This is a genomic window from Janthinobacterium sp. YR213 (assembly GCF_900099875.1).
GTDB lineage: Bacteria > Pseudomonadota > Gammaproteobacteria > Burkholderiales > Burkholderiaceae_D > Janthinobacterium > Janthinobacterium lividum.
The window spans coordinates 1,225,453-1,246,057 of the sequence record NZ_FNDA01000001.1 but is presented as its reverse complement, the minus strand read 5'-3'; the positions used below and the strand labels follow the sequence as shown (position 1 = coordinate 1,246,057).

The following is a 20,605-nucleotide window of genomic DNA, read 5'->3' as shown; positions in this document are numbered from 1 at the left end:
GTCGCCGGATTTCACCGCGATTTCACCTCGCCTTGCTTATGCTGGCTGCTCTTTTATTTGAAGGGAAGCCCATGAAAATCACCATCAGCCTGTTCGTCCTGTCCTGTCTGTGTACGCCAGTGCTGGCGCAGGTGCAATCGCTGCAGCACAAGGAAGACAAGCGCCGCTACATCGTCTATACGCCCGCCGCCTACGACAGTGCGCCGCAGCAAGCCTTTCCTGTCGTCTTCAATTTCCATGGCGGCGGCATGAGCATGGCCGAGCAAATGCTGTACACGCAGATGAACAAGACGGCCGAACGGCACCAGTTCATCGTTGTGTACCCGCAAGGTATCAAGCAAGACTGGAACGTCGGCTTCGGCATGGATTACCTGGCGGGCACGGATGATATCGGCTTTACGCAAGCCATGCTGGCCAAGCTCAAGCAGACTCACCGCATCGATGACAAGCGCGTGTATGCCACGGGCTTGTCGCGTGGCGGTTTCTTTGCCCTGCGCCTGGCGGCCGAGCTGCCGCAGCAGTTCGCCGCCGTCGCCTCGGTGGGGGCGCCGATGCCGGAACCGGTGCTGCAGCATCATAAAAAGACGGACAAGGTCGGCATGCTGTTGATACAGGGGACGGCCGACAAGGTCGTGCTGCATGAAGGCAAGGCTGCCAGCTACCTGTCGGCAGCAGGCACGTTCGATTACTGGCGCAGGCACAACGGCATCGTAGGCGCCACGCCACCGGCGCGCCTGCTACCCACCGTGGCAGGTGACGATACGCAAGTGACGCATGTGGCGCAGGGCAATGGCGCGCAGCAGGTTGCCTTGCTCACCGTCAAGGACGGCGGCCATACCTGGCCGGGCGCCGATGCCTTCAATATCGGCCTGCCCATCGGCAAGACCACGCGCGCCATCGATGTGAATGAAGTCATGTGGGACTTTTTCAGCCGCCATCGCCGCTGACGCCATGCTAGGATGGCGGCCATCGCTGCAGTGCTATGCGGCAACTTGAGGGGAGCATGGTGGCAATGTCAGAAGCAGGTATCGCGGCCATGGCCGAGGCGATCTTCGCCAAGCCCGGCGCGGCCGTGGCGCAGGCGTATTCGGAGGCGGAACAGGAAACGCTGCACTTTCATTCGCCGGCCGAGCTGTGCGCGTATGCGGCCAGGCTGGAGGCCGAAGGCGCCAGCGAGGCGCTCCTGGCCGTGCATTACCCGGACATGGGCGGGCAGTTTGCCCCGCGCCGTATCGCGCTCGACCCGGCCAAGTGCGCTGGCCTCACCTACCGTTACGTGTGCGAAGGCTGGGGCCTCATCCGCGTGTACCTGCGCTTGTCCAGCGGCAAGGGACTGGCGTCGCATGTGGGCGCCAATTCGCAGAAGCGGGCGGAGAAATGGCAGCCGCATTACCCGGAATTCGGTCCGACCGAGGCCTGGCACTGGGATGCCGTGGGTCGCCATGAACGCCGGCTGATCCGTGTGCTGAAGAAGGTCGCCGCGCAGGAAGGCTTGTCATGACGGACGCGATGCACATCAATCCCGCCACCATCTTTTGCCGCCCGCTGGCGCAGCTCTCCGCCATGCTCGGCAAGACCGGCACCGCGCCGCACATGCTGGCGGCGCGTTTGCACCCTGACATGCTGCCGTTCGCCCAGCAAGTGCGCGCGGCCGTGAGCTTTTCCCTGCGCGGCTGCTGTCCGCTGGCGGGGCTGGAGGTGGCCGATTTCAGCGCCGCCGCCAGCCTGCAGGAGCAGATCGCGCACACCATGCGCTACCTCAAGGCCATCCCCCCTGAGCGCTTTGACGGGCCGCCGGGGCGCATCTGCCGCGACCGCGCCGGCTTTGCCGACATCGCCTTGCCCGCCGACGAATATTTGAATTTGTACATCCTGCCGAATTTCTATTTTCACTTCAGCATGGCGTATGCGATCGCGCGCAGCGGCGGCGCGGCCATCGGCAAGGGCGATTTCGACGGTTATCACGCGTATGCGCCTGGCTTTTCCTTTGAGCGGCCTGCCGCGCCGTAGTTCCTACAAGCCCGCATCCTTCCACGATGCCAGTCCCAGCCGCTTCAGCAGCCGGCCCGATAGCCCGCAGCTCCAGCAACTGATCTGGATTTGCCGGTGCCGGGCCGGCCCCTGCGCATGCCAGGCTTGCTCGGCGTAATCGAGCAGCGCTTCGTTGAGCGCAGAGGCGTCGGCCACGGGCGGCAGGCGCGCCATCAGCTCGAACATGCCGTGGGTTGTTTGCTTGATCTGCAGCAAACCTGCCAGCAGGGCGCGCAGCACGGCGGTGTCGATGCTGGTGCTCGCTTGCGTGTAGCGCTGCTGCCAGGATAGCGGGCGCGCCTGCCACAGGGCCAGCAGTGCAGGCACGTCAGCCGACCGCAGTTGTCCGATCAGCTCAGCCGCCTCCTGAAACAGGTCGAGGCGGTCATACTCGCCGCTGTCCAGGCCCAGCAGCTCATCGAGTTCGTGCAATACGCTCATGCCACCACGTTCGTGGGCGCGCCGCGCTCGAACGCTTCCACGTTGCCGATCAAGATGTCGGCCAGCTTCTGCATGGCTTCCCCGCTGGCCCAGGCCGTGTGCGGCGTGAGGATGAAGTTGGGCAGGCGCAAATTGAGCAGCGGGTTGTCCGGCAGCGGCGGCTCCTTGGATAACACGTCGAAGCCGGCGCCGGCGATCACGCCACGGGTCAACGCTTCGGCCAGTGCCGCCTCGTCGACGAGGCCGCCCCTCGCCGTGTTGATCAGGAGGGACGTGGGCTGCATGCGCGCCAGCTCTGCCGCACCGATGATGTTGCGCGTCTTGTCCGTCAAGGGCAGGTGCAGGCTGAGCACGTCGGAGGTGGCCAGCAATTCGTCGAACGTCACTTGCGTCACGCCGTCCTCATCGATAGGGGAGCGGTTGTGTACCTGCACCTGCATGCCGAAGGCGCGTCCCAGCTGCGCCACGGACTTGCCCAGCGCGCCATAACCGAGCAAACCCAGGCGGCTGCCGGCCAGGTCGCGGATCGGGTGGCCGAACAGGCAGAAGCGGTCGGACGCCTGCCACAGGCCCGCTTCCACATCGGCGCGGTAGGCGACCAGCTGGCGGCGCAGGGCCAGCATCAGGGCCAGGGTATGCTCGGGCACGGTGGCGCGCGCATAGTCGCGGATATTCGCCACCACGATGCCCCGTTCGCGGCAGGCGGCCAGGTCGAGGATGTCCGTGCCGGTGGCGGCCACGGCGATCATCTTCAGGTCCGGCAGCTGCGCCAGCTCGGCCGCGCGCAGCGGCACCTTGTTGGTGATGGCGATGCTGGCGCCTTGCAGGCGAGACACCGTCTGTTCGCTGCCCTTGGTGTGCGGATACTCTTCCCAGCCGTGCGCAAAGGCGGGCGGGCGCACGGTGGCGATCAGGCTGTCGCGGTCGAGAAAGACGATGCGGTGCGGCTGCGGCGATGTGCTTGCTGTTGTCATGGCTGGACCTCGGTCAGGTTGGCGCGCGCGCTCGCGGGACTGCTCTTGCTCTTGAGCTGCGTGGCCGGGTGGTTGGTAAACATGTCGGCGACCCATTCGACAAACACGCGCACCTTGGCGGACAGATGGCGGTTGGGCGGATAGATCACGTGGATGGGCAACGGGTCGGATTCCCATTCGCCCAGCAATTCCACCATTTTGCCCTGTTCTATCAGGGGCGCAAGCATGAAGTGCGTCATTTGCACGATGCCCAGGCCCGCCAGGCCGGCGGCCGTGTAGGCGTTCGAATCGTTCAGGGCGATATGGCTGGGCATGGCGATCTGGATGCGTTCGCCGGCGCGCGTGAAATCCCAATCAAACGTTTTGCCCGTCTTGGCGGAGAAAAAATTCACGCCCCGGTGCTGTGCCAGGTCGTCCGGATGCAGCGGCGTGCCGTGCTGCGCCAGGTAGCCGGGCGAGGCGCAGGTCATGAAGTGCAGCACGCCGACCCGGCGCGCGATGAGGTTCAGGTCGCCCAATTCGCCGCCGCGCACGGCGCAATCGACGCCTTCCTCGATCAGGTCGACGGGACGGTCGCTGCAGCCCAGCTCCAGCGAGATGTCCGGGTAGCGGGCAAAGAAGTCGGGCAGGGCGGGTATGATCAGTTCGCTGGCCAGGGCCGTGGGCGCATCCACGCGCAGGCGTCCGCTGGGACTCAGGCGCGTGCGCGACAGCGATTCCTCGGCCTCGCGCACGTCCGACAGGATGCGCACGCAGCGTTCGTAATAGGCGGCGCCGTCGGAAGTGATGCTGACATGGCGCGTAGTGCGGTTGAGCAACTTAACCGACAGGCTTGCTTCCAGCGACTGGATCAGGGTCGACACGGTGGCTTTCGGCAGCTGCATGTTTTCCGCCGCGCGCGTAAAGCCGCCCGCATCGACGACTTGGATGAAAACTTCCATGGCTTGCAGCTTGTTCACTTGAATTCCTATCACTTTATGCGTGATTATTCAGAATCCTGAACAATCAATTCGTCATTGCACTCTTTATCAGATTGTAGATCAAGTCTATAGTTGTTGTACTGCAGCATAAGATGATTGCCGCAGGAAGTTCACAGGAGAAAAATCATGGGTCATCGGAATGGAATCTTTGCAGTGCTCGCTCTCGCTATGAGCTCGCTCGCTCTGGCCGCGATGGTATCGACGGATGCATACTCGATGGCGGCGCAAAGCGAAGCCAGCGGTTATAGCGCCCTGACCCATGAAGTGGGCGGCGTCGCCCTGTTGTGCCTGAACGACACGGTGCTCGATGTTGCGGTGCAGCCGGTGGTGGCGCAATGAGCTTTGCCGACACCGCGGCCGAACTGGCACCTGGCCAGGCGCTGAAGATACGCGATATCCAGGTGCAGGGCGCGCAGGATGCGCTCGGCGCGCGCGTCTACACGGCCGGCGTGCCGGGCGCCAGGCAGCCGAACCTGATGGTTTTCTTCCATGGCGGCGGCTTTGTCGACGGCGACCTGGAGGATGCGGACGACTTCCTGCGCTGCCTCGTGCTGAGCAACCCCGACCACGTGGTGCTGGCCGCGAACTACACCCTGGCCCGTGTGCGGCCATTCCCCGCCGCCGTGGAAGACGCGCATGCCGTGCTGCTGTGGGCAAAAAAGAACAAGTCCAAGCTGGGCTGGACGGGCAAGCAGATGGTGGTGTCGGGCATCGAAGCGGGCGCCAACCTGGCTGCCGTATGCGCCATGATGTCGCGCGACCGGGGCGGACCGCCCCTCGCGGGCCAGGTGCTGATCATGCCCATGCTCGATCCCGGCCTGTCGACCTGCTCGATGCGCAACTTGCCGACCTGTCCTGACCTGGCGGAAGTGGCCGATCAATGCGCCGCCGCCTACCGCGGCTACCTGCCGAATGCCGCTGACCGTACCCATCCGTATGCGTCGCCATTGCAGTCGAGCCGCCTGAAGAACCTGCCGCCGGCGCTCATCCTGTCCAGCGAAGACGACCCATTGCGCGACGAGGCTGAACAATACGGCAGCAAACTGATCGCCTGCGGCATCAAGACCACCGTGCGGCGCATGGCCGCCGCGCCGCTGCAGGACGCCACCGCCCGCAATGAGTGCGCTTGCAAGGTGCAGGTATTGAGCGAAATTAGCAGTTTCGTCGCCGGACTGGGGCAGGAGCCCGAGTCATGACGCCGCCATCCGCGGCACCGCAAAAAAACTTACACTAATCAGTTTACTTTTTGAGTTTTGGTTGCTACACTACGCAGTGTAGTTCCCTTCATGCCTGAGTTGTGCGTTCGCACAGCCAGCTTCGTCGTCCCCGTCCGCTTTTAAGCAGCTGGCGGCCTGTTTACCTTTGATCGAGCGCCGTCGGGCGCCATGGCACCACCATTCACTTTTTCAGTTGGGTTGCTTCCTGCCGCCCATATCATTAGAAATTTTCATAAAACAGGGAAATAAAATGAAAAACGTTCAACAATTTTCCACTCTGCTGAAGCCCCTGGCTGCCTCGCTCGCGCTGGCAGGACTGGTGGCCGTGAGCCTGGCCGGCTGCGATTCGGCCAACAGCAAGGTGCCCGACGCGCCAGCAGCCGGCGGCCCGCCCATCTCGGCCGCCGCCGTCGTTGAAAAACAGATCACGGAAACACAGGAATTCTCGGGCCGCCTGGAAGCGATCGAGCGCGTGGAAATCCGCTCGCGAGTCGGCGGCTTCATCACCGCCGTCAATTTCAAGCCGGGTAGCGAAGTGAAAAAGGGCGACGTACTGTTCGTCATCGATCCGCGCCCATTCCAGGCCGAAGTCTCGCGCGCCGAAGGCACGGCCGCTTCGGCCCGCGCCAAGGCGGAACTGGCCAAACTGGAACTGTCGCGCGCTGAAAAGCTGCTGGCAGAAAAAGCCATCGCCCAGCGCGAATTCGACGAAAAGGCGTCGGGCTTGAAAGAGCTGGACGCGAACGCCCGCTCGGCGCAAGCCGCGTATGAAGCGGCCAGGCTGAACTTGTCGTACACGCAGGTGCAGGCGCCGATCAGCGGCCGCGTCAGCAAGGCGGAAATCACCGTCGGCAACCTGATCGACGCTTCCGCCATCCTCACTTCCGTGGTGTCGACGGACCGCATCTACGCCAGCTTCGACGGCGATGAAGATACCTATCTGCGCGTGGCCGGCACGGCGCAAAAGGGCACACCCGTCACCGTCAAGGTGGGCCTGGCCAACGAAACGGGCTTCCCGCACGAAGGCAAGCTGGAATTCGTCGACAACCAGCTCGATCCGGCCACGGGCAGCGTGCGCATGCGCGCCACCTTCGCCAACGCCGAGCGCCAGCTGGTGCCGGGACTGTTCGCGCGCATCCAGCTTGACGGCGGCAACGGCCCGCAGGCGCAAAGCACGGCCCTGTTGATCAGCGACCGCGCCGTCGGCACGGACCAGAGCCGCAAATACGTGTACGTGGTGGGCGCCGACAACAAGGCCGAATACCGCGCCGTCAAGCTGGGCCCGGCCTCGGATGGCTTGCGCGTGGTGCGCGAAGGCTTGAAGGCGGGCGAGAAGATCGTCGTCAACGGCTTGCAGCGCGTGCGCCCCGGCGCACCCGTGACGCCGCAGATGGTGGCCATGGACTTCGATCCGACCGCGCCTGCCGCTCCCGCAAAACCTGAAGTAAAAGACGCCAAGATCGCCGCGAAAGCAGCATCGACCTCCAAGGAATAAACATGAATTTTTCCCGCTTTTTCATCGACAAGCCGATTTTCGCGGCGGTGCTGTCGATCGTCATATTCGTGGCCGGGCTGCTGTCGATTTTCGGCCTGCCCATCTCCGAATATCCCGACGTCGTGCCGCCATCCGTGGTGGTGCGCGCGCAATACCCGGGCGCCAACCCGAAAGTGATCGCCGAAACCGTGGCCGCGCCGCTCGAAGAGCAGATCAACGGCGTCGAGAACATGCTCTACATGTCCTCGCAAAACACGTCCGATGGCGCGATGATGCTGACCGTGACCTTCAAGATCGGCACCAACGTCGAGCAGGCCGAGACGCAGGTGCAGAACCGCGTGCAGCGCGCCTTGCCGCGCCTGCCCGAGGAAGTGCGCCAGATCGGCGTGACGACCGTCAAATCGTCGCCCAATCTGACCATGGTCGTGCATCTGGTTTCGCCGAACAAGCGCTATGACGACATGTATCTGCGTAACTACGCGGTGCTGAACGTCAAGGACCAGCTGGCACGTCTGCCCGGCATGGGCGACATCCAGATCTTCGGCGCCGGCGACTACGCCATGCGCATCTGGCTCGACCCGCAAAAGGTGGCGGCGCGCGGCATGACGGCCAATGACGTCGTCGACGCCATCCGCGAGCAGAACGTGCAGGTGGCTGCAGGTGTCATCGGTGCTTCGCCGGCGAAGAACTCGGACTTCCAGCTGACCGTCAATACCCAGGGCCGTCTGCAGACGCCCGAGGAATTCGGCGCCATCATCGTGCGCACGAATGCCGACGGCGCCGTGACGCACCTGAAAGACGTGGCGCGCGTGGAAATGGGCGCCAACAGCTACTCGCTGCGTTCGCTGCTGAACAATAATCCGGCCGTCGGCATGGGTATTTTCGAAGCGCCGAATGCCAACGCGCTGCAGCTGTCTTCCGACGTGCGCGCCAAGATGGACGAACTGAAAAAAGACTTCCCGCAAGGCGTGGAATACCGCATCGAGTACGACCCGACGCAGTTCGTGCGCTCGTCCATCGAAGCCGTGATCCATACCCTGCTGGAAGCCATCGCCCTGGTGGTGCTGGTGGTGATCATCTTCCTGCAAACCTGGCGCGCATCGATCATTCCGCTGCTGGCCGTACCCGTCTCCATCGTCGGCACCTTTGCCGTGATGCTGGGCTTTGGCTTCTCGATCAACACGCTGTCGCTGTTCGGCCTCGTGCTGGCCATCGGTATCGTCGTCGATGACGCCATCGTGGTGGTGGAAAACGTCGAGCGCAACATCGAGGAAGGTTTGTCGCCGCGCGACGCCACCATCCAGGCCATGAAAGAGGTCAGCGGTCCTATCGTCGCCATCGCCCTGGTGCTGTGCGCCGTGTTCGTGCCGATCGCCTTCGTGCCTGGCCTGTCGGGCGAGTTCTATCGCCAGTTCGCGCTGACCATCGCCATTTCGACCGTGATCTCCGCTTTCAGCTCGCTGACCCTGGCGCCAGCCCTGTCGGCCGCGCTGCTGAAACCGCACGATGCGCCGAAAGACGCGCTGACGCGCGGCATGGACATGGTCTTCGGCCGCTTCTTCGCCTGGTTCAACCGCTTCTTCGGCCGCGCTTCGCACCGCTATGAGGCGGGCGTGAAAGGCGTGTTGGGCCGCAAGAGCGCTTCGCTGGGCGTGTATGCGCTGCTGGTTGTTGCCGCCATCTTCACCTTCAAGTCCGTGCCGGCCGGCTTCGTGCCAGCGCAGGACAAGCAATACCTGGTGGGCTTTGCGCAATTGCCCGACGCCGCTTCGCTGGACCGCACGGAAGATGTCGTGCGCCGCATGTCCGACGTCATCAAGTCGGTGCCTGGCGTCGAATCGACCATCGCCTTCCCCGGCCTGTCGATCAACGACTTCACCAATGCGCCGAACGCCGGTATCGTCTTCGCCACCCTGAAACCGTTCGACGAACGCAGCAGCAAGGAACTGTCGGGCGGCGCCATCGCGGCCGAGATCAACAAGCGCCTGGGCGGCATCCAGGACGCTTTCATCATGGTCTTCCCGCCACCGCCGGTCAACGGCCTTGGTACCATCGGCGGCTTCAAGATGATGATCGAAGACCGCGGCAATCTCGGTTACGACGCGCTGTACAACGCCACCCAGGCACTGGCCGCGAAAGCGTACCAGACGCCGGAACTGGCGGGCGTGTTCTCGGGCTACCAGATCAACGTGCCGCAGCTGTTCGCCGACGTCGACCGCGTGAAAGCCAAGCAGATGGGCGTGCAGCTGCAAACGATTTACCAGACCTTGCAGATCAACCTCGGTTCGCTGTACGTGAACGACTTCAACCAGTTTGGCCGCACCTACCAGGTGCGCGTGCAAGCCGATGCGGCGTTCCGTTCGCATGCGCAGGATATCGCGCAGCTGAAGGTGCGCAATGACAAGGGCGAAATGATCCCGCTGTCGTCGTTGATGCGCGTGAAGGACAGCTATGGTCCGGACCGCGTGCAGCGCTACAACGCGTATGCCGCAGCCGACTTCAATGGCGGCGCCGCACCTGGCGTATCGAGCGGCCAGGCGCAAGCCGCGCTGGAACGCATCGCCAAGGAAGTGCTGCCGCAGGGGATTTCGTATGAATGGACGGAGCTGACCTACCAGGACATCTTGTCCGGCAATACGATGATCTATGTCTTCCCGCTGTGCGTGCTGCTGGTATTCCTGGTGCTGGCCGCCCAGTACGAAAGCTGGACCCTGCCGCTGGCCGTGATCCTGATCGTGCCAATGTCGATCCTGTGTGCCTTGCTGGGCGTCAAACTGACCGGCGGCGACAACAACGTGTTTACCCAGATTGCGCTGTTCGTGCTGGTGGGGCTGGCGTCGAAGAATGCGATTCTGATCGTGGAATTTGCCCGCGAACTGGAAGAGCATGGCCGCACCGTCGTGCAAGCGGCGCTGGAAGCGTGCCGTCTGCGTCTGCGTCCGATCCTGATGACGTCGATCGCCTTCATAATGGGCGTGGTGCCCCTGGTGTTCTCGCACGGCGCCGGTTCGGAAATGCGCCATGCCATGGGCGTGGCGGTCTTCGCCGGCATGCTGGGCGTGACCTTCTTCGGCCTGTTCCTGACGCCCGTGTTCTATGTACTGCTGCGCACCCTGGCGCAGCGTTTTGAGAAAAAACCAGCCGATGCTGCCGCCAAGCCTGCCGCCGCGCCAGCATTGAACCTGGAAGGAGATATATATTGAAAACCAAGGAAATCATCTGGCGCGTCAAGCCCGTGCTGACCGCCATGGCCGCAGCCGTGCTGCTGGCCGCCTGCGCGGCGCCGGAGTTCAAGCAGCCGCAGATCGAGACGCCGACGGCGTTCAAGGAAGCGCAAACGCCTGCCGTGCAGACGGCGGCGGACGGCACGCGCTGGAAGCAGGGCGTGCCAGCCGAGCGCCAGGCGCGCGGCGAGTGGTGGCTGGCCTTCAATGATCCGGCCCTCACAAGCCTGATCAACGAAGCCACGCAGGCCAATGCCAACCTGGCCGTCGCCGCCGCCCGCGTCAAGCAGGCGAGGGCGATTGCCGGCATCGCCGAAGCGGACCGCATCCCGCAAGTGGGCGTGAACGTGGGCGGCCAGCGCAACCGCGCTTCCGCCGTGTCGCTCGGCTTGCCGAACGGCGCGCCGGTGGCTGCCACGAATGTCTACCAGGCCAACCTGACGGCCAGCTACGAAGTCGATCTGTTCGGCAGGGTCGCATCGAACGTCAGCGCCTCGCGCAGCGATGCGCTGGCCGTGGAAGCGACATACCGTTCCGTGCTGCTGTCCTTGCAGGCCGACGTGGCGCAGACCTATTTCCAGCTGCGCGCCACGGATGCGGAACTGGCGACCCTGGAACAGACGGTGCGCCTGCGCGAGGAAAGCGTGCATGTGAACCAGCGCCGCTACGACCTGGGCGACATCGGCGAATTCGACCTGTCCCGTGCCCGCACGGAGCTGTCGACGACGCGCGCCGAAGCCATCGGCCTGCAGCGCCAGCGCGCCACCAGCGAACATGCGCTGGCCGTCCTGCTGGGTAAACCTGCCGCCAGTTTCACGGCGACCGTCAACCCGCTGCAGGACAGCGGCTTCCTGCCCGTGATCCCGGCCGGCATGCCGTCGTCCCTGCTGGAGCGCCGTCCCGACATCGCGTCGGCGCAGCGCACCATGGAAGCGTCGAATGCGCGCATCGGCGTGGCGAAATCGGCCATGTTCCCCGCCTTGACCCTGAACGCCTCCGGCGGCGGCGCGTCCGATACCTTCTCGGACATCTTCAAGTGGAGCAGCCGCTCCTGGCTGCTGGGCGCCCTGATGTCGATGCCGATCATCGACGGCGGACGCAATAAAGCTGCCGTGAGCCGCAGCGAAGCGCAGCTGGAAGAGTCGGTGGCGACGTATCGCCAGAGCGTGCTGGTGGCCTTCGCCGAGGTGGAAGACAACCTGGCCGGCTTGCGCATCCTGTCGGGCCAGACGCAGCAGATCGACGAAGCCGTTGTTTCGGCACGCCGCTCGGCCGACCTGGCGCAAAAGCTGTATGACGCGGGCCGTTCCAGCTACCTCGATCTGCTGGACGCGCAGCGCAACCTGGCCACCATCGAGCGCAATGCCGTGCAGCTGCGCGGCAACCGCGCCGTCACCACGGTGGCGCTGATCCGCGCCCTGGGCGGCGGCTGGGGCGAAACGGAGCCGCAGGTCGCGGCCAACTAGTTTCCCGGCACCGCGGGCTGGATCAATCCGGCCCGCGACTCGGGAGCCTGCCAAGAACGGTGTCGTGCACTGCACGGCGCCGTTTTTCTGTTTTCAGCGAGTTGAATCCGTTTGCGGAAAGGCGGCGTAAGTACTCCTGCAATCATGCAAATGCAGTCATCCAGGAGATACCATCATGCGCACCTTCGTTCCCGCAGCACTGTTCATTACGTCCATGCTGGCCGCCAGCGCCCCGTTTGCCGCCGACATGACGACCATGGTGGGTGGCCAGAGCATGTATCCGTCCAAGGACATCGTCGATAACGCCGTCAATTCGGCCGACCACACGACCCTGGTCGCTGCCGTCAAGGCGGCCGGCCTGGTCGACACCCTGAAAGGCAAGGGGCCATTTACCGTGTTCGCGCCGACGAATGCGGCCTTCGGCAAGCTGCCCGCAGGCACCGTCGAGACCCTGGTGAAGCCGGAAAACAAGGCGACCCTGACGAAGATCCTCACCTATCACGTGGTGCCCGGCAAATACGACTTCAAGGCGCTGGCGAAGGAAATCAAGATGCACGACGGTAAAGCCACCTTGCCCACGGCCAGCGGCGGCAAGCTGATGTTCGCCATGAACGGCATGCACAACATCGTCGTGATGGACGAGGGCGGCAACAGCGCCACTATCAGCACCTATGACGTGTATCAGTCGAATGGCGTGATCAATGTGATCGACACGGTGCTGATGCCGAAATAAGCGCACAAAAAAGCGGACGAAAAAAAAGACAGGGAAAACCCTGTCTTTTTTGATGGTGCCGCCGCGATTACTTGGCTGGCGCTGCTGGCGTTGCCGGTACTGCTGGTTCCGCAGGCGCTGCCTTGTCGGCTGGCGCGGCTTTCTTCGCCTTGTGATGCTTGGCTTTCTTGTGCGCCGCTGGCTTGACGGCGGCTGCCGGCGCTTCGGCCTTGGCGACAGGGGCGACGACAGGAGTCGGTGCCACTGGAGCGACTGGCGCGACGGCTGGCGTCTGGGCGAAAGCGGCGGTGGCGAACAGGCTGGCGATCAGGGTGGCGATAACTTTTTTCATTTTAGGATCCTTGGTATGCGTGGTCAGTAAAGTGTGTCGGAATTACTTGGCTGGAGCCGCTTCGGCGGTAGCCGATGCCAGCTTTTCGTCAGCCTTGGCCTTGGTTTTCTTGGCTTTGTGGTGTGCCTTGGCTTTGGTGGTGGCCGCTTCCGCTTTGGCGCTGGCGACGTCCGTTTTTGCGGCGACGACGGCTTTCGCTTCTTTGGCGTCCGCCTTCACGACGGCTTGCGCTTCCTTGGCGTCCGCTTTCACGACGGCCTTGGTGTGGGCCGCTTCCACTTTGGCGGGCGCTGCCGGAGCGGCCGCAGGTGCTGCCGGGGTTTGGGCGAAGGCTGCAGTTGCGAACAGGCCGGCGATCAGGGTAGCGATTACTTTTTTCATGGTGCAGTCCTCAGTGGTGGTTTGTCTGGTATGTCTGTTGGTGTCGGGATGATTCCCGTGTCACTGAGCATAAAACGCGCCCCCGGACGCTTGCGTTGACGGTCATTACAAACGCTTACATCTGCGTTGCATCCGCTTTCAGGATGGCCTTCAGGATGTCTTCCGACCGGCGCTGCCCATACCCCTTGCCATACGCGCTCGATGCGATGCTGACCACCATGCGACGGGCGGGTATCACATAGATCTTGTTGCCGCCATTGCCCGAGGCGAAATGCACGGCAATCTTCTGTCCTCCGACGTCCTGCGTCTTCGCGTACCAGAAATAGCCGTAGCTGTCGGCGTAGCGGTCCACGGCGCCGATGGCCACGCGCGGCGCCAGCGCCGCTTGCAGCCAGGCGGCATCGATTATCCTCTTGCCGTCAAATACGCCTTCGTCGAGCACCATCTGGCCGATCCTTGCCGTGTCGCGCGCGCGCAGCGACAGATTGCCCTGGCCTTTCGGGTGGCGTGCCACGTCGCGGCCCCAGCTCCAGCGGGTGATGCCCAGTGGCGCGAACAGCACCCTGGCGGCGTAGTCTTCCAGGTCGGCGCCGCTGGCGTTTTCCACCACTCGGCCCGCGACATATGATCCCAGCGAGTTGTAGCGATACATGCTGCCCGGCGCCGTGGCAGCCGGTACCGCACGCACGAAGGCGGCCGGGTCGGGCGCCGCATCGAGCTTGTCTTCATTGCCAGGCGACTGTTCGTCTTCATCGAAGGCGGCCAGGCCCGAACGCATGGTCAGCAAGTCGTCGAGCACGACCTTGCCCGCCCGGCTGCCAGCGACCTCGGGCCAGTAGTCGCCCACCGTTTTTGTCGTGGCCAGCTGGCCGCGCGCCACGGCCGCGCCCACCAGCAGGGCGGTGATGCTCTTGCCGGCCGAGCGGATGTCGTGCAGGGTATCGGCCGTCTCGCCGTTGTAATAGCGTTCGGCCACGACGGCGCCATCGCGCAGCACGACGACGGCGCGCAAATCGCCATGGCTGTCGCCGTCCTGGGCTTGCAGGACTTGCTCCAGGGTGGCGGGAACGTCTTGCGCATTGGCGGCGAAAGACAGGGACAGGGCGGTAGTCAGGATGAGGGGCAGGTGGCGCATGGGATAGGCTTCGCGGCGATGGTGGAAGTGCCAGTGTCCTCCATGTGCACCGCTTTGTCGCGCGCAAGCTGGCCGGTTCGATGAAGTTTGCATGAAGGCGCGCAGGAAGCCATGTCATTTGGCACCGCGCCATGCAAAAAGGACAGCCGAAGCTGTCCCTGGTAATCGGCGTGGTCACGCAAGCGCAGACCCGGCGGACGCGCTCCCGTGACGTCGTTCGCGCTTACTTCGCTGGCGCTGCCGGCACTGCGGGAACGGCTTCCGCCGCTTTGGCCGCATCCGCTTTCACTTTGGCTTTGCTGGCCTTGTGATGGGCCTTGGCCTTGGTGGCTTTGGCGTCGGCCTTGGCGCTGGCCACATCGGCTTTCGCATCGGCGGCGACGGCCGCTTCCTTGGCATCGGCTTTCACGACGGCCTTGGTTTCCTTGGCTTCAGCCTTGGCCACGGCTTTCGTGTGGGCCGCTTCCGCCTTGGCGGGAACCGATGCTGCCGGAGCGGCAGGGGTTTGGGCGAAGGCTGCGGTAGCGAACAGGCCGGCGATCAGGGTAACAATTGCTTTTTTCATGGTGCAGTCCTCGGTGGTGGTTTGTCTGGTGTGCCGGGATGATTCCCGTGTCACTGAGCAGAAAACGCGGCCCGGAAGGTAATGGTTGACCTGGTTTACACTTTCTTACAATCAGGTGATTTGAGCGACGTTAATTGAAGAAGAAAGTGTGAAAATGCAAAAAGACAGCCGAAGCTGTCTTTTTGCATGGTGCCTCCCGCCATGGCGGGATGGCGATTACTTCGCTGCTGCGGTCGCTTCAGCTTTGTCTTCGGCGGCTTTTGCCTTGGCCTTGGTGGCTTTGTGATGGGCTTTGGCCTTGGTGGCTTTGGCGTCGGCCTTGGCGCTGGCCACATCGGCTTTCGCATCGGCGGCGACGGCGGCTTCTTTCGCATCGGCTTTCACGACGGCCTTGGTTTCCTTGGCTTCCGCTTTTGCCACTTCCTTGGTGTGCTTGGCTTCGGCCTTGGCAGGCACGGCTGGCGTTTGAGCAAAGGCTGCGGTAGCGAACAAGCCGGCGATCAGAGTAGCGATTACTTTTTTCATGGTGCAGTTCCTCGAGAAGTGGGGTTGTAGTTCAGGAGATGCATTTCCCCTGTCACTGAGGCAAAAACGCGCCGTACGGCAATAGCGTTGACAGCGATTCGGGCTAATTACAAACACTTACATTTGCCGGGGCAGGTACTCTGTTAGCTGGCGTACCGCGCCAGGGACGGCAGCGGCCTAGACTCGATGCCATCGTCACCGCATGGGTCCGCCATGAAAGCCGCCTTGAAAACCTATCAAGCCAAGCGCAATTTCGCCGCCACGCCCGAGCCTGCGGATGGAGGGGAGGAAGCGGGCGAGGCGCTCACCTTCGTCATCCAGAAGCATTGGGCCAGCCGTTTGCACTATGACTTTCGCCTGGAACTGGACGGCACGATGAAAAGCTGGGCCGTGCCAAAAGGGCCCAGCTACGACCCGCGCGACAAGCGCATGGCGGTGCAGGTGGAAGACCATCCCATTGCGTATGCCGGTTTTGAAGGCACGATCCCCGAAAAGCAGTATGGCGCGGGCAAGGTCATCATCTGGGACAAGGGGACGTGGCAAGCCCAGCCGGCCACGCCTGATGCGCGCAAGGCGCTGGCGGCCGGCGAACTGAAATTGACCCTGCATGGCCACAAGATGCATGGCAACTGGGTGCTGGTGCGCATGAAAGGCAAGGGCGATAAACGCAGCGAAAAGCAGCCTGCCTGGCTGCTGATCAAGGAAAAGGACGCATTTGCCCGGCCGGCACTGGAATTTTCTGTCGTGGACGAGTTTCCCGACAGCGTCAAGAACAAGGCCATGCCCAAGCGCAAGAAGAGCGCGGACGGCTCCGCAGCGCCGGATGCCGGTTTGCCCGCCACCCTGTCGCCGCAGCTGGCCACCCTGGTCGATGCGCCGCCGCCAGACGCGCAGCAGTGGCTTTTCGAAGTGAAATTCGACGGTTACCGCATCCTCGCGCGTTGCGATGGCGAACGGATCAATTTGATCACGCGCAATGGCAATGACTGGACGGAAAAACTGCCGAAGCTGCGGCAGGCGCTGGAACAGTTGAGTTTGCCGCCGGGCTGGTATGACGGTGAAATCGTCGTCAACGACGCCAGCGGCCACCCGGATTTTGGCGCCTTGCAGCGCGCGTTCGATGCGGAAACGACCAGCGAGATCGTGTATTACCTGTTCGACGTGGCGTTTTTCGATGGCCGCGATCTGCGGGGCCAGCCTGTCGAGGCGCGCAGGGCCTTGCTGGAACAGCTGCTGCAGAGCTTGCCCGCATCGCCCCTGGTGCGCTTCAGCGCCGCGCTCGAGGCGACGCCGCCGCAGATACTGGCCCACGTCTGCCGGCTGGGGCTGGAAGGCGTGATCGGCAAGCGGCGCGGTTCGCCCTACGTCTCGCGGCGCTCGGGCGACTGGATCAAGCTCAAATGCGGGCTGCGCCAGGAATTCGTCATCGGCGGCTATACGGCGCCGCAGGGCGCGCGCGAAGGCATCGGTTCTCTGTTGCTGGGCGTGCATGATGACCAGGGCAGGCTGCTCTATGCCGGCAATGTGGGCAGCGGCTTCGGCGATGCCAGCCTGCGCGAATTGCGGCGCCGGCTTGACGCCCTGGCAGCCGGGACGAGTCCGTTCGCGGGCAAGGCGGGCGGCGTGCGCCAGCCCATCTGGGTCAAGCCGCAACTGGTGGCCGAAGTGAGCTTTGCGCAATGGACCAGCGGTGGCGCCGTGCGCCATGCCGTGTTTCACGGCTTGCGCGAGGATAAACAGCCAGCCGCCATCGTGCGCGAGCGGGCGCAGCGAATCGACAGGGAGAAGACGATGCAGAGCAAATCCACGCCGGACGGCGTCTTGCCGGCCAGTTTCAAGGTCAGCCATGCGGACCGGGTGATCGACCGGGACAGTGGCGCGACGAAGATCGACCTGGTGCGCTACTACGCGCTGGTGGGCAAGCTGATGCTCGTGCACTTGCGCGGGCGGCCCGTGTCGCTGGTGCGCGCGCCGGCCGGCGTGGGCGGCGAGCTGTTTTTCCAGAAGCATGCGGACACGTCCAGCATGCCCGGCGTCAAACAGCTCGATCCCGGCCTCGATCCGGAGCATGCCGCCATGCTGGAAGTGGCCAGCACACAGGGCTTATTGTCTGCGGCGCAGTGGAATGTGGTGGAATTTCACACGCAAAACGCCCTGGCCAGCGCCTACGACACGCCGAACCGCCTGGTGTTCGACCTGGACCCGGGCAAGGGCGTGGCCTGGCCCGCCATCCGCGAGGCGGCCGTATTGCTGCGTGCATTCCTGACGGAGCTGGGACTGCCTGCCTGGCTGAAAACCAGCGGCGGCAAGGGCTTGCATGTGGTCGTGCCGATCCGCCCGAAACACGATTGGGATACGGTCAAGGCGTTTTCGCAAGCCATCGTGGCGCACATGGCGCAGCTCATTCCGCAGCGCTTCGTCCTGAAAAGCGGCCCCGCCAACCGCGTCGGCAAGATTTTCATCGATTATTTACGCAATGGCCGGGGCGCCACCACCGTATGCGCGTGGTCTGCCCGCACGCGGTCGGGGCTGGGCATTTCCGTGCCGCTGGCCTGGGATGAACTCGACAAACTGAAGGCGGGCGATCAGTGGAACGTGGGTAATGTCCACAGCCGCCTCGACGTGGGCAATGCGCCATGGGACGGCTACGCGCGCAGCGCGAAGGGCATCGATGCGGCGATGAAAAAGCTGGCCTTTACTCCTCCGGCTTGAATGGCAGGACGGCGCGCGCCAGTTGCAGCGCTTCCTCGATGGCCGCGTTGAGCAGGGTGATCTCGACGGGCTTGGTCAGGTAGCGAAAAAAGCCCGCGGCCAGGCCATGCCGGATATCGCCCTTCATGGCGTTGGCCGTCAAGGCGATGACGGGGATGTGCGCCGTGCGCGTATCGTTGCGCAGGATGCGCTGCGCCTGGTTGCCATTCATGCCGGGCAAGTTGATATCCATCAAGATCACGTCGGGGCGGCGTTCCAGCGCCAGCGCGATACCCTGGCGGGCGTCGGTGGCCGAGATCATGCGCAGATGGGGCAGGAAGCTGACGATATCTTCCACCAGCCGCAGGCTGGCCGGATTGTCTTCCACGTACAGCAGCAGGGCCTGGCCGCCGGCATCGTCCCGGACGTCGCAGGCGGGCTCGGGCAGGTATTCCGGCTGTCGGTTGGCGGGCGGGGCGGTCATGGTGTCGAGTTCAATCCAGAACACGCTGCCCACGCCGACGCAGCTGTGCACGCCCATGCTGCCGCCCATCAGCTCAACCAGGCGCTTGGTGACGACCAGGCCGATGCCGGTGCCTTCCTCGCTGCCTGCCTCCTGACCCAGGCGGTTGAACGGCTGGAACAGTTCCGCCATCTGCGTCTCATCCAGTCCCTTGCCCGTGTCGCGGATGGCGATGCGCACGCGCTGCGCCCCGGGCTGCGACACTTCCAGCTCTACCTTGCCGGCCGGACGGTTGTACTTGATGGCGTTTGACAGCAGGTTCAGCAGCACTTGCTTGAGGCGCGTATGGTCGGCCCTGAGCGTCAGCGCCTCGCAGGCTGGAAACACCAGCTGAATCTGGCGCTGCTGCGCCTGTTCTTCCACCATGACGCGCACTTCCTCGAGCAGCACGGGCAGCGCCACCGGCTCGATCGACAGGCTCAGACTGCCTGATTCGATCTTCGCCAGGTCGAGGATTTCATTGATCAGGGTGAGCAGGTGGCGGCCCGAGGTGACGATGTTGTGCACGAAAGCGCGTTTTTGCAGCACGGTCGCGGGCAGGGCTTCATTGGCCAGCAGCTGGGCGAAGCCGAGGATGGCGTTCAGCGGCGTGCGCAATTCATGCGACATGCTGGTGAGAAAGCGGTCCTTCGCCTGGCTGGCCCGTTCCAGTTCGATTTTCTGTTCGTTCAGCGTGCGCTCGATGCGCTTGCGCTCCGTGATGTCGCGGATGGCCGACGAGACCAGCACGCCTTCCTCCGTTTCCAGCGGCGACAGGCTGATTTCGACGGGAAATTCGGTGCCATCGCGGCGCAAGCCGTACAGTTCCAGGCCGGCGCCCATGGAGCGGGCGCGCGGCGCCGCGGAAAAGGACTGGCGGTGATGCGGATGATCGTGTGCATAGCGGGCCGGGATCAGCACTTCCACATTGCGCCCGAGCAACTCCGCGCGCGAGTAACCGAACAGCCGTTCCGTCTGCGAGTTGACGAGCACGATCTCGCCATCGCCGTTGACGATGACGATGGCGTCCGGCGCCGATTCGAGCAGGCCGCGGAACTTCTGCTCGGCCCGGCGGCGGTCGCTGACGTCGCGGATGGCGCTGATGACGAAGGTGCCGATTTCCGTCTGGATCGGCGACAGGCTGATTTCGACTGGGAACTCGACGTTGTCCTTGCGCAAACCCAGCAATTCCAGGTCGGCGCCCATGGTGCGCGTACGGGGCTGGTCGAAATAGCGCGCGCGGTGCCCCACGTGCGCATGGCGCAGGCGTTGCGGCAGCAGGCTATCGATTTGCCTGCCGCTCAATTCGCCTTCCGCATAGCCGAACAGTCGCTGTGCCTGCTGGTTGGCCAGCACGATGGCGCCCGTCGCATTGACCATGATGACGCTGTCCGGCGTGGACTCGAACAGCACGCGGTAGCGCACGTCAACGAACTGGGCGTCGCGCGCCGCCTTCAGCAAGGTCGTGTCCTTCATGGTGGAAATCAGGTAGCGGTGGCCGTCCGGCGCCGCGAGTGCGGCCTGGCATGCCACGTCGACGTAGATGAGCTCATCGTCCTTGCGCCGCCGCAGCGATTCGCGGTCGTAACTGCCATGCAAGGCCAGCTGCTCGTCAATCAGGGCGGGCGCTTCTGCCTGTCCCGGCAAGGAGATCAGTTCCCACAGCGTGCGGCCCAGCGCTTCGTCGCTGGCATAGCCGAAGATGCGCTGCGCCCCGGTTGTCCAGCGCACGACGGCATGCTCTTCGTTCGTGATGACAACGCCGCCAGGGGCGTTGCTGAGGATAAGCTGATCAAACTCGGCATCCATTTTTTCCGCACGCATGACAGGGCTTGCCGGGTGGCAGGCCTGTGCATAACGTAGCGAGAAGCCGGATCAAAGTCAATGCATTTATATGATGGCAGAGTCTCGCTA

General features: G+C 63.7%; 19 protein-coding genes. 10 read left to right on the top strand and 9 right to left on the bottom strand.

Features of this window, described 5'->3' with window-relative positions:
- Positions 1-71 precede the first annotated feature (71 nt).
- The 3 genes from BLT98_RS05480 to BLT98_RS05470 are packed head-to-tail and all read left to right on the top strand — an operon-like array spanning position 72 to position 2,010.
- Positions 72-947, top strand: coding sequence for a CE1 family esterase (locus tag BLT98_RS05480; protein ID WP_092605802.1), 876 nt, complete (start codon positions 72-74; stop codon positions 945-947).
- A gap of 56 nt (positions 948-1,003) precedes the next feature.
- Complete coding sequence (locus BLT98_RS05475; protein WP_092605800.1) at positions 1,004-1,501, top strand: hypothetical protein; 498 nt, start codon at positions 1,004-1,006, stop codon at positions 1,499-1,501.
- The gene (locus BLT98_RS05470) at positions 1,498-2,010 is read left to right on the top strand and encodes a DUF1993 family protein (protein WP_244517393.1); all 513 of its coding nucleotides are present in this window, start codon (positions 1,498-1,500) and stop codon (positions 2,008-2,010) included. The genes BLT98_RS05475 and BLT98_RS05470 overlap by 4 nt, the downstream gene beginning before the upstream one ends.
- Before the next feature lie 3 nt (positions 2,011-2,013).
- Here the strand turns inward: BLT98_RS05470 and BLT98_RS05465 are convergent, their stop codons facing one another.
- From BLT98_RS05465 to BLT98_RS05455, 3 genes are read right to left on the bottom strand one after another with little or no spacing between them, the layout of a single operon-like run.
- Positions 2,014-2,472: a hypothetical protein gene (locus tag BLT98_RS05465; RefSeq protein ID WP_092605798.1), complete on the bottom strand. Its 459-nt coding sequence runs from the start codon at positions 2,470-2,472 to the stop codon at positions 2,014-2,016.
- A complete protein-coding gene (locus BLT98_RS05460; RefSeq protein WP_092605796.1) occupies positions 2,469-3,446 on the bottom strand; it encodes a D-2-hydroxyacid dehydrogenase in 978 nt (325 codons plus the stop codon). The genes BLT98_RS05465 and BLT98_RS05460 overlap by 4 nt, the downstream gene beginning before the upstream one ends.
- The gene (locus BLT98_RS05455) at positions 3,443-4,405 is read right to left on the bottom strand and encodes a LysR family transcriptional regulator (RefSeq protein ID WP_092605789.1); all 963 of its coding nucleotides are present in this window, start codon (positions 4,403-4,405) and stop codon (positions 3,443-3,445) included. Before BLT98_RS05455 ends, BLT98_RS05460 begins: the two co-directional genes overlap by 4 nt.
- A gap of 189 nt (positions 4,406-4,594) precedes the next feature.
- Between BLT98_RS05455 and BLT98_RS29110 the strand changes: the two genes are divergently transcribed.
- The 6 genes from BLT98_RS29110 (at position 4,595) to BLT98_RS05430 (ending at position 12,561) form a co-directional block, all read left to right on the top strand.
- Entirely contained in the window at positions 4,595-4,765 is a 171-nt protein-coding gene (locus BLT98_RS29110) for a hypothetical protein (protein ID WP_161789575.1), read from the top strand.
- The gene (locus BLT98_RS05450) at positions 4,762-5,622 is read left to right on the top strand and encodes an alpha/beta hydrolase (protein ID WP_092605787.1); all 861 of its coding nucleotides are present in this window, start codon (positions 4,762-4,764) and stop codon (positions 5,620-5,622) included. The genes BLT98_RS29110 and BLT98_RS05450 overlap by 4 nt, the downstream gene beginning before the upstream one ends.
- 271 nt (positions 5,623-5,893) lie before the next feature.
- Positions 5,894-7,138: an efflux RND transporter periplasmic adaptor subunit gene (locus BLT98_RS05445; RefSeq protein WP_034783118.1), complete on the top strand. Its 1,245-nt coding sequence runs from the start codon at positions 5,894-5,896 to the stop codon at positions 7,136-7,138.
- 2 nt (positions 7,139-7,140) lie between these two features.
- Positions 7,141-10,341, top strand: a complete 3,201-nt coding sequence (locus BLT98_RS05440) for an efflux RND transporter permease subunit (protein WP_092605785.1) — start codon at positions 7,141-7,143, stop codon at positions 10,339-10,341.
- 44 nt (positions 10,342-10,385) lie between these two features.
- A complete protein-coding gene (locus BLT98_RS05435; RefSeq protein ID WP_070258148.1) occupies positions 10,386-11,828 on the top strand; it encodes an efflux transporter outer membrane subunit in 1,443 nt (480 codons plus the stop codon).
- A 214-nt stretch (positions 11,829-12,042) separates the two neighbouring features.
- Positions 12,043-12,561: a fasciclin domain-containing protein gene (locus BLT98_RS05430; protein ID WP_170846340.1), complete on the top strand. Its 519-nt coding sequence runs from the start codon at positions 12,043-12,045 to the stop codon at positions 12,559-12,561.
- Between the two features lie 67 nt (positions 12,562-12,628).
- On the opposite strand, the gene BLT98_RS05425 is transcribed toward BLT98_RS05430, so the two are convergent.
- The 5 genes from BLT98_RS05425 to BLT98_RS05405 form a co-directional block, all read right to left on the bottom strand.
- Positions 12,629-12,892 carry a hypothetical protein gene (locus BLT98_RS05425; RefSeq protein ID WP_092605781.1) on the bottom strand — a complete coding sequence of 88 codons (264 nt, stop codon included), beginning with the start codon at positions 12,890-12,892 and terminating at the stop codon, positions 12,629-12,631.
- A gap of 42 nt (positions 12,893-12,934) precedes the next feature.
- Positions 12,935-13,273, bottom strand: a complete 339-nt coding sequence (locus BLT98_RS05420; RefSeq protein ID WP_070258028.1) for a hypothetical protein — start codon at positions 13,271-13,273, stop codon at positions 12,935-12,937.
- Positions 13,274-13,388: 115 nt separating this feature from the next.
- Positions 13,389-14,408 carry a serine hydrolase domain-containing protein gene (locus BLT98_RS05415; protein ID WP_092605779.1) on the bottom strand — a complete coding sequence of 340 codons (1,020 nt, stop codon included), beginning with the start codon at positions 14,406-14,408 and terminating at the stop codon, positions 13,389-13,391.
- A 223-nt stretch (positions 14,409-14,631) separates the two neighbouring features.
- On the bottom strand, positions 14,632-14,973 hold the full coding sequence (locus tag BLT98_RS05410; protein ID WP_092605777.1) for a hypothetical protein: 342 nt from the start codon (positions 14,971-14,973) through the stop codon (positions 14,632-14,634).
- Between the two features lie 216 nt (positions 14,974-15,189).
- The gene (locus BLT98_RS05405; protein WP_034783132.1) at positions 15,190-15,498 is read right to left on the bottom strand and encodes a hypothetical protein; all 309 of its coding nucleotides are present in this window, start codon (positions 15,496-15,498) and stop codon (positions 15,190-15,192) included.
- 213 nt (positions 15,499-15,711) lie between these two features.
- Here BLT98_RS05405 and ligD point away from each other — a divergent pair, with 213 nt between their 5' ends.
- Positions 15,712-18,210 (top strand): DNA ligase D, encoded by a 2,499-nt coding sequence (ligD, locus tag BLT98_RS05400; protein ID WP_092605775.1) that lies wholly within the window; start codon positions 15,712-15,714, stop codon positions 18,208-18,210.
- Here ligD and BLT98_RS05395 read toward each other — a convergent pair.
- Complete coding sequence (locus BLT98_RS05395; RefSeq protein ID WP_170846297.1) at positions 18,194-20,515, bottom strand: PAS domain S-box protein; 2,322 nt, start codon at positions 20,513-20,515, stop codon at positions 18,194-18,196. The two genes, ligD and BLT98_RS05395, sit on opposite strands and share 17 nt — an antisense overlap.
- Positions 20,516-20,605: the final 90 nt, after the last annotated feature.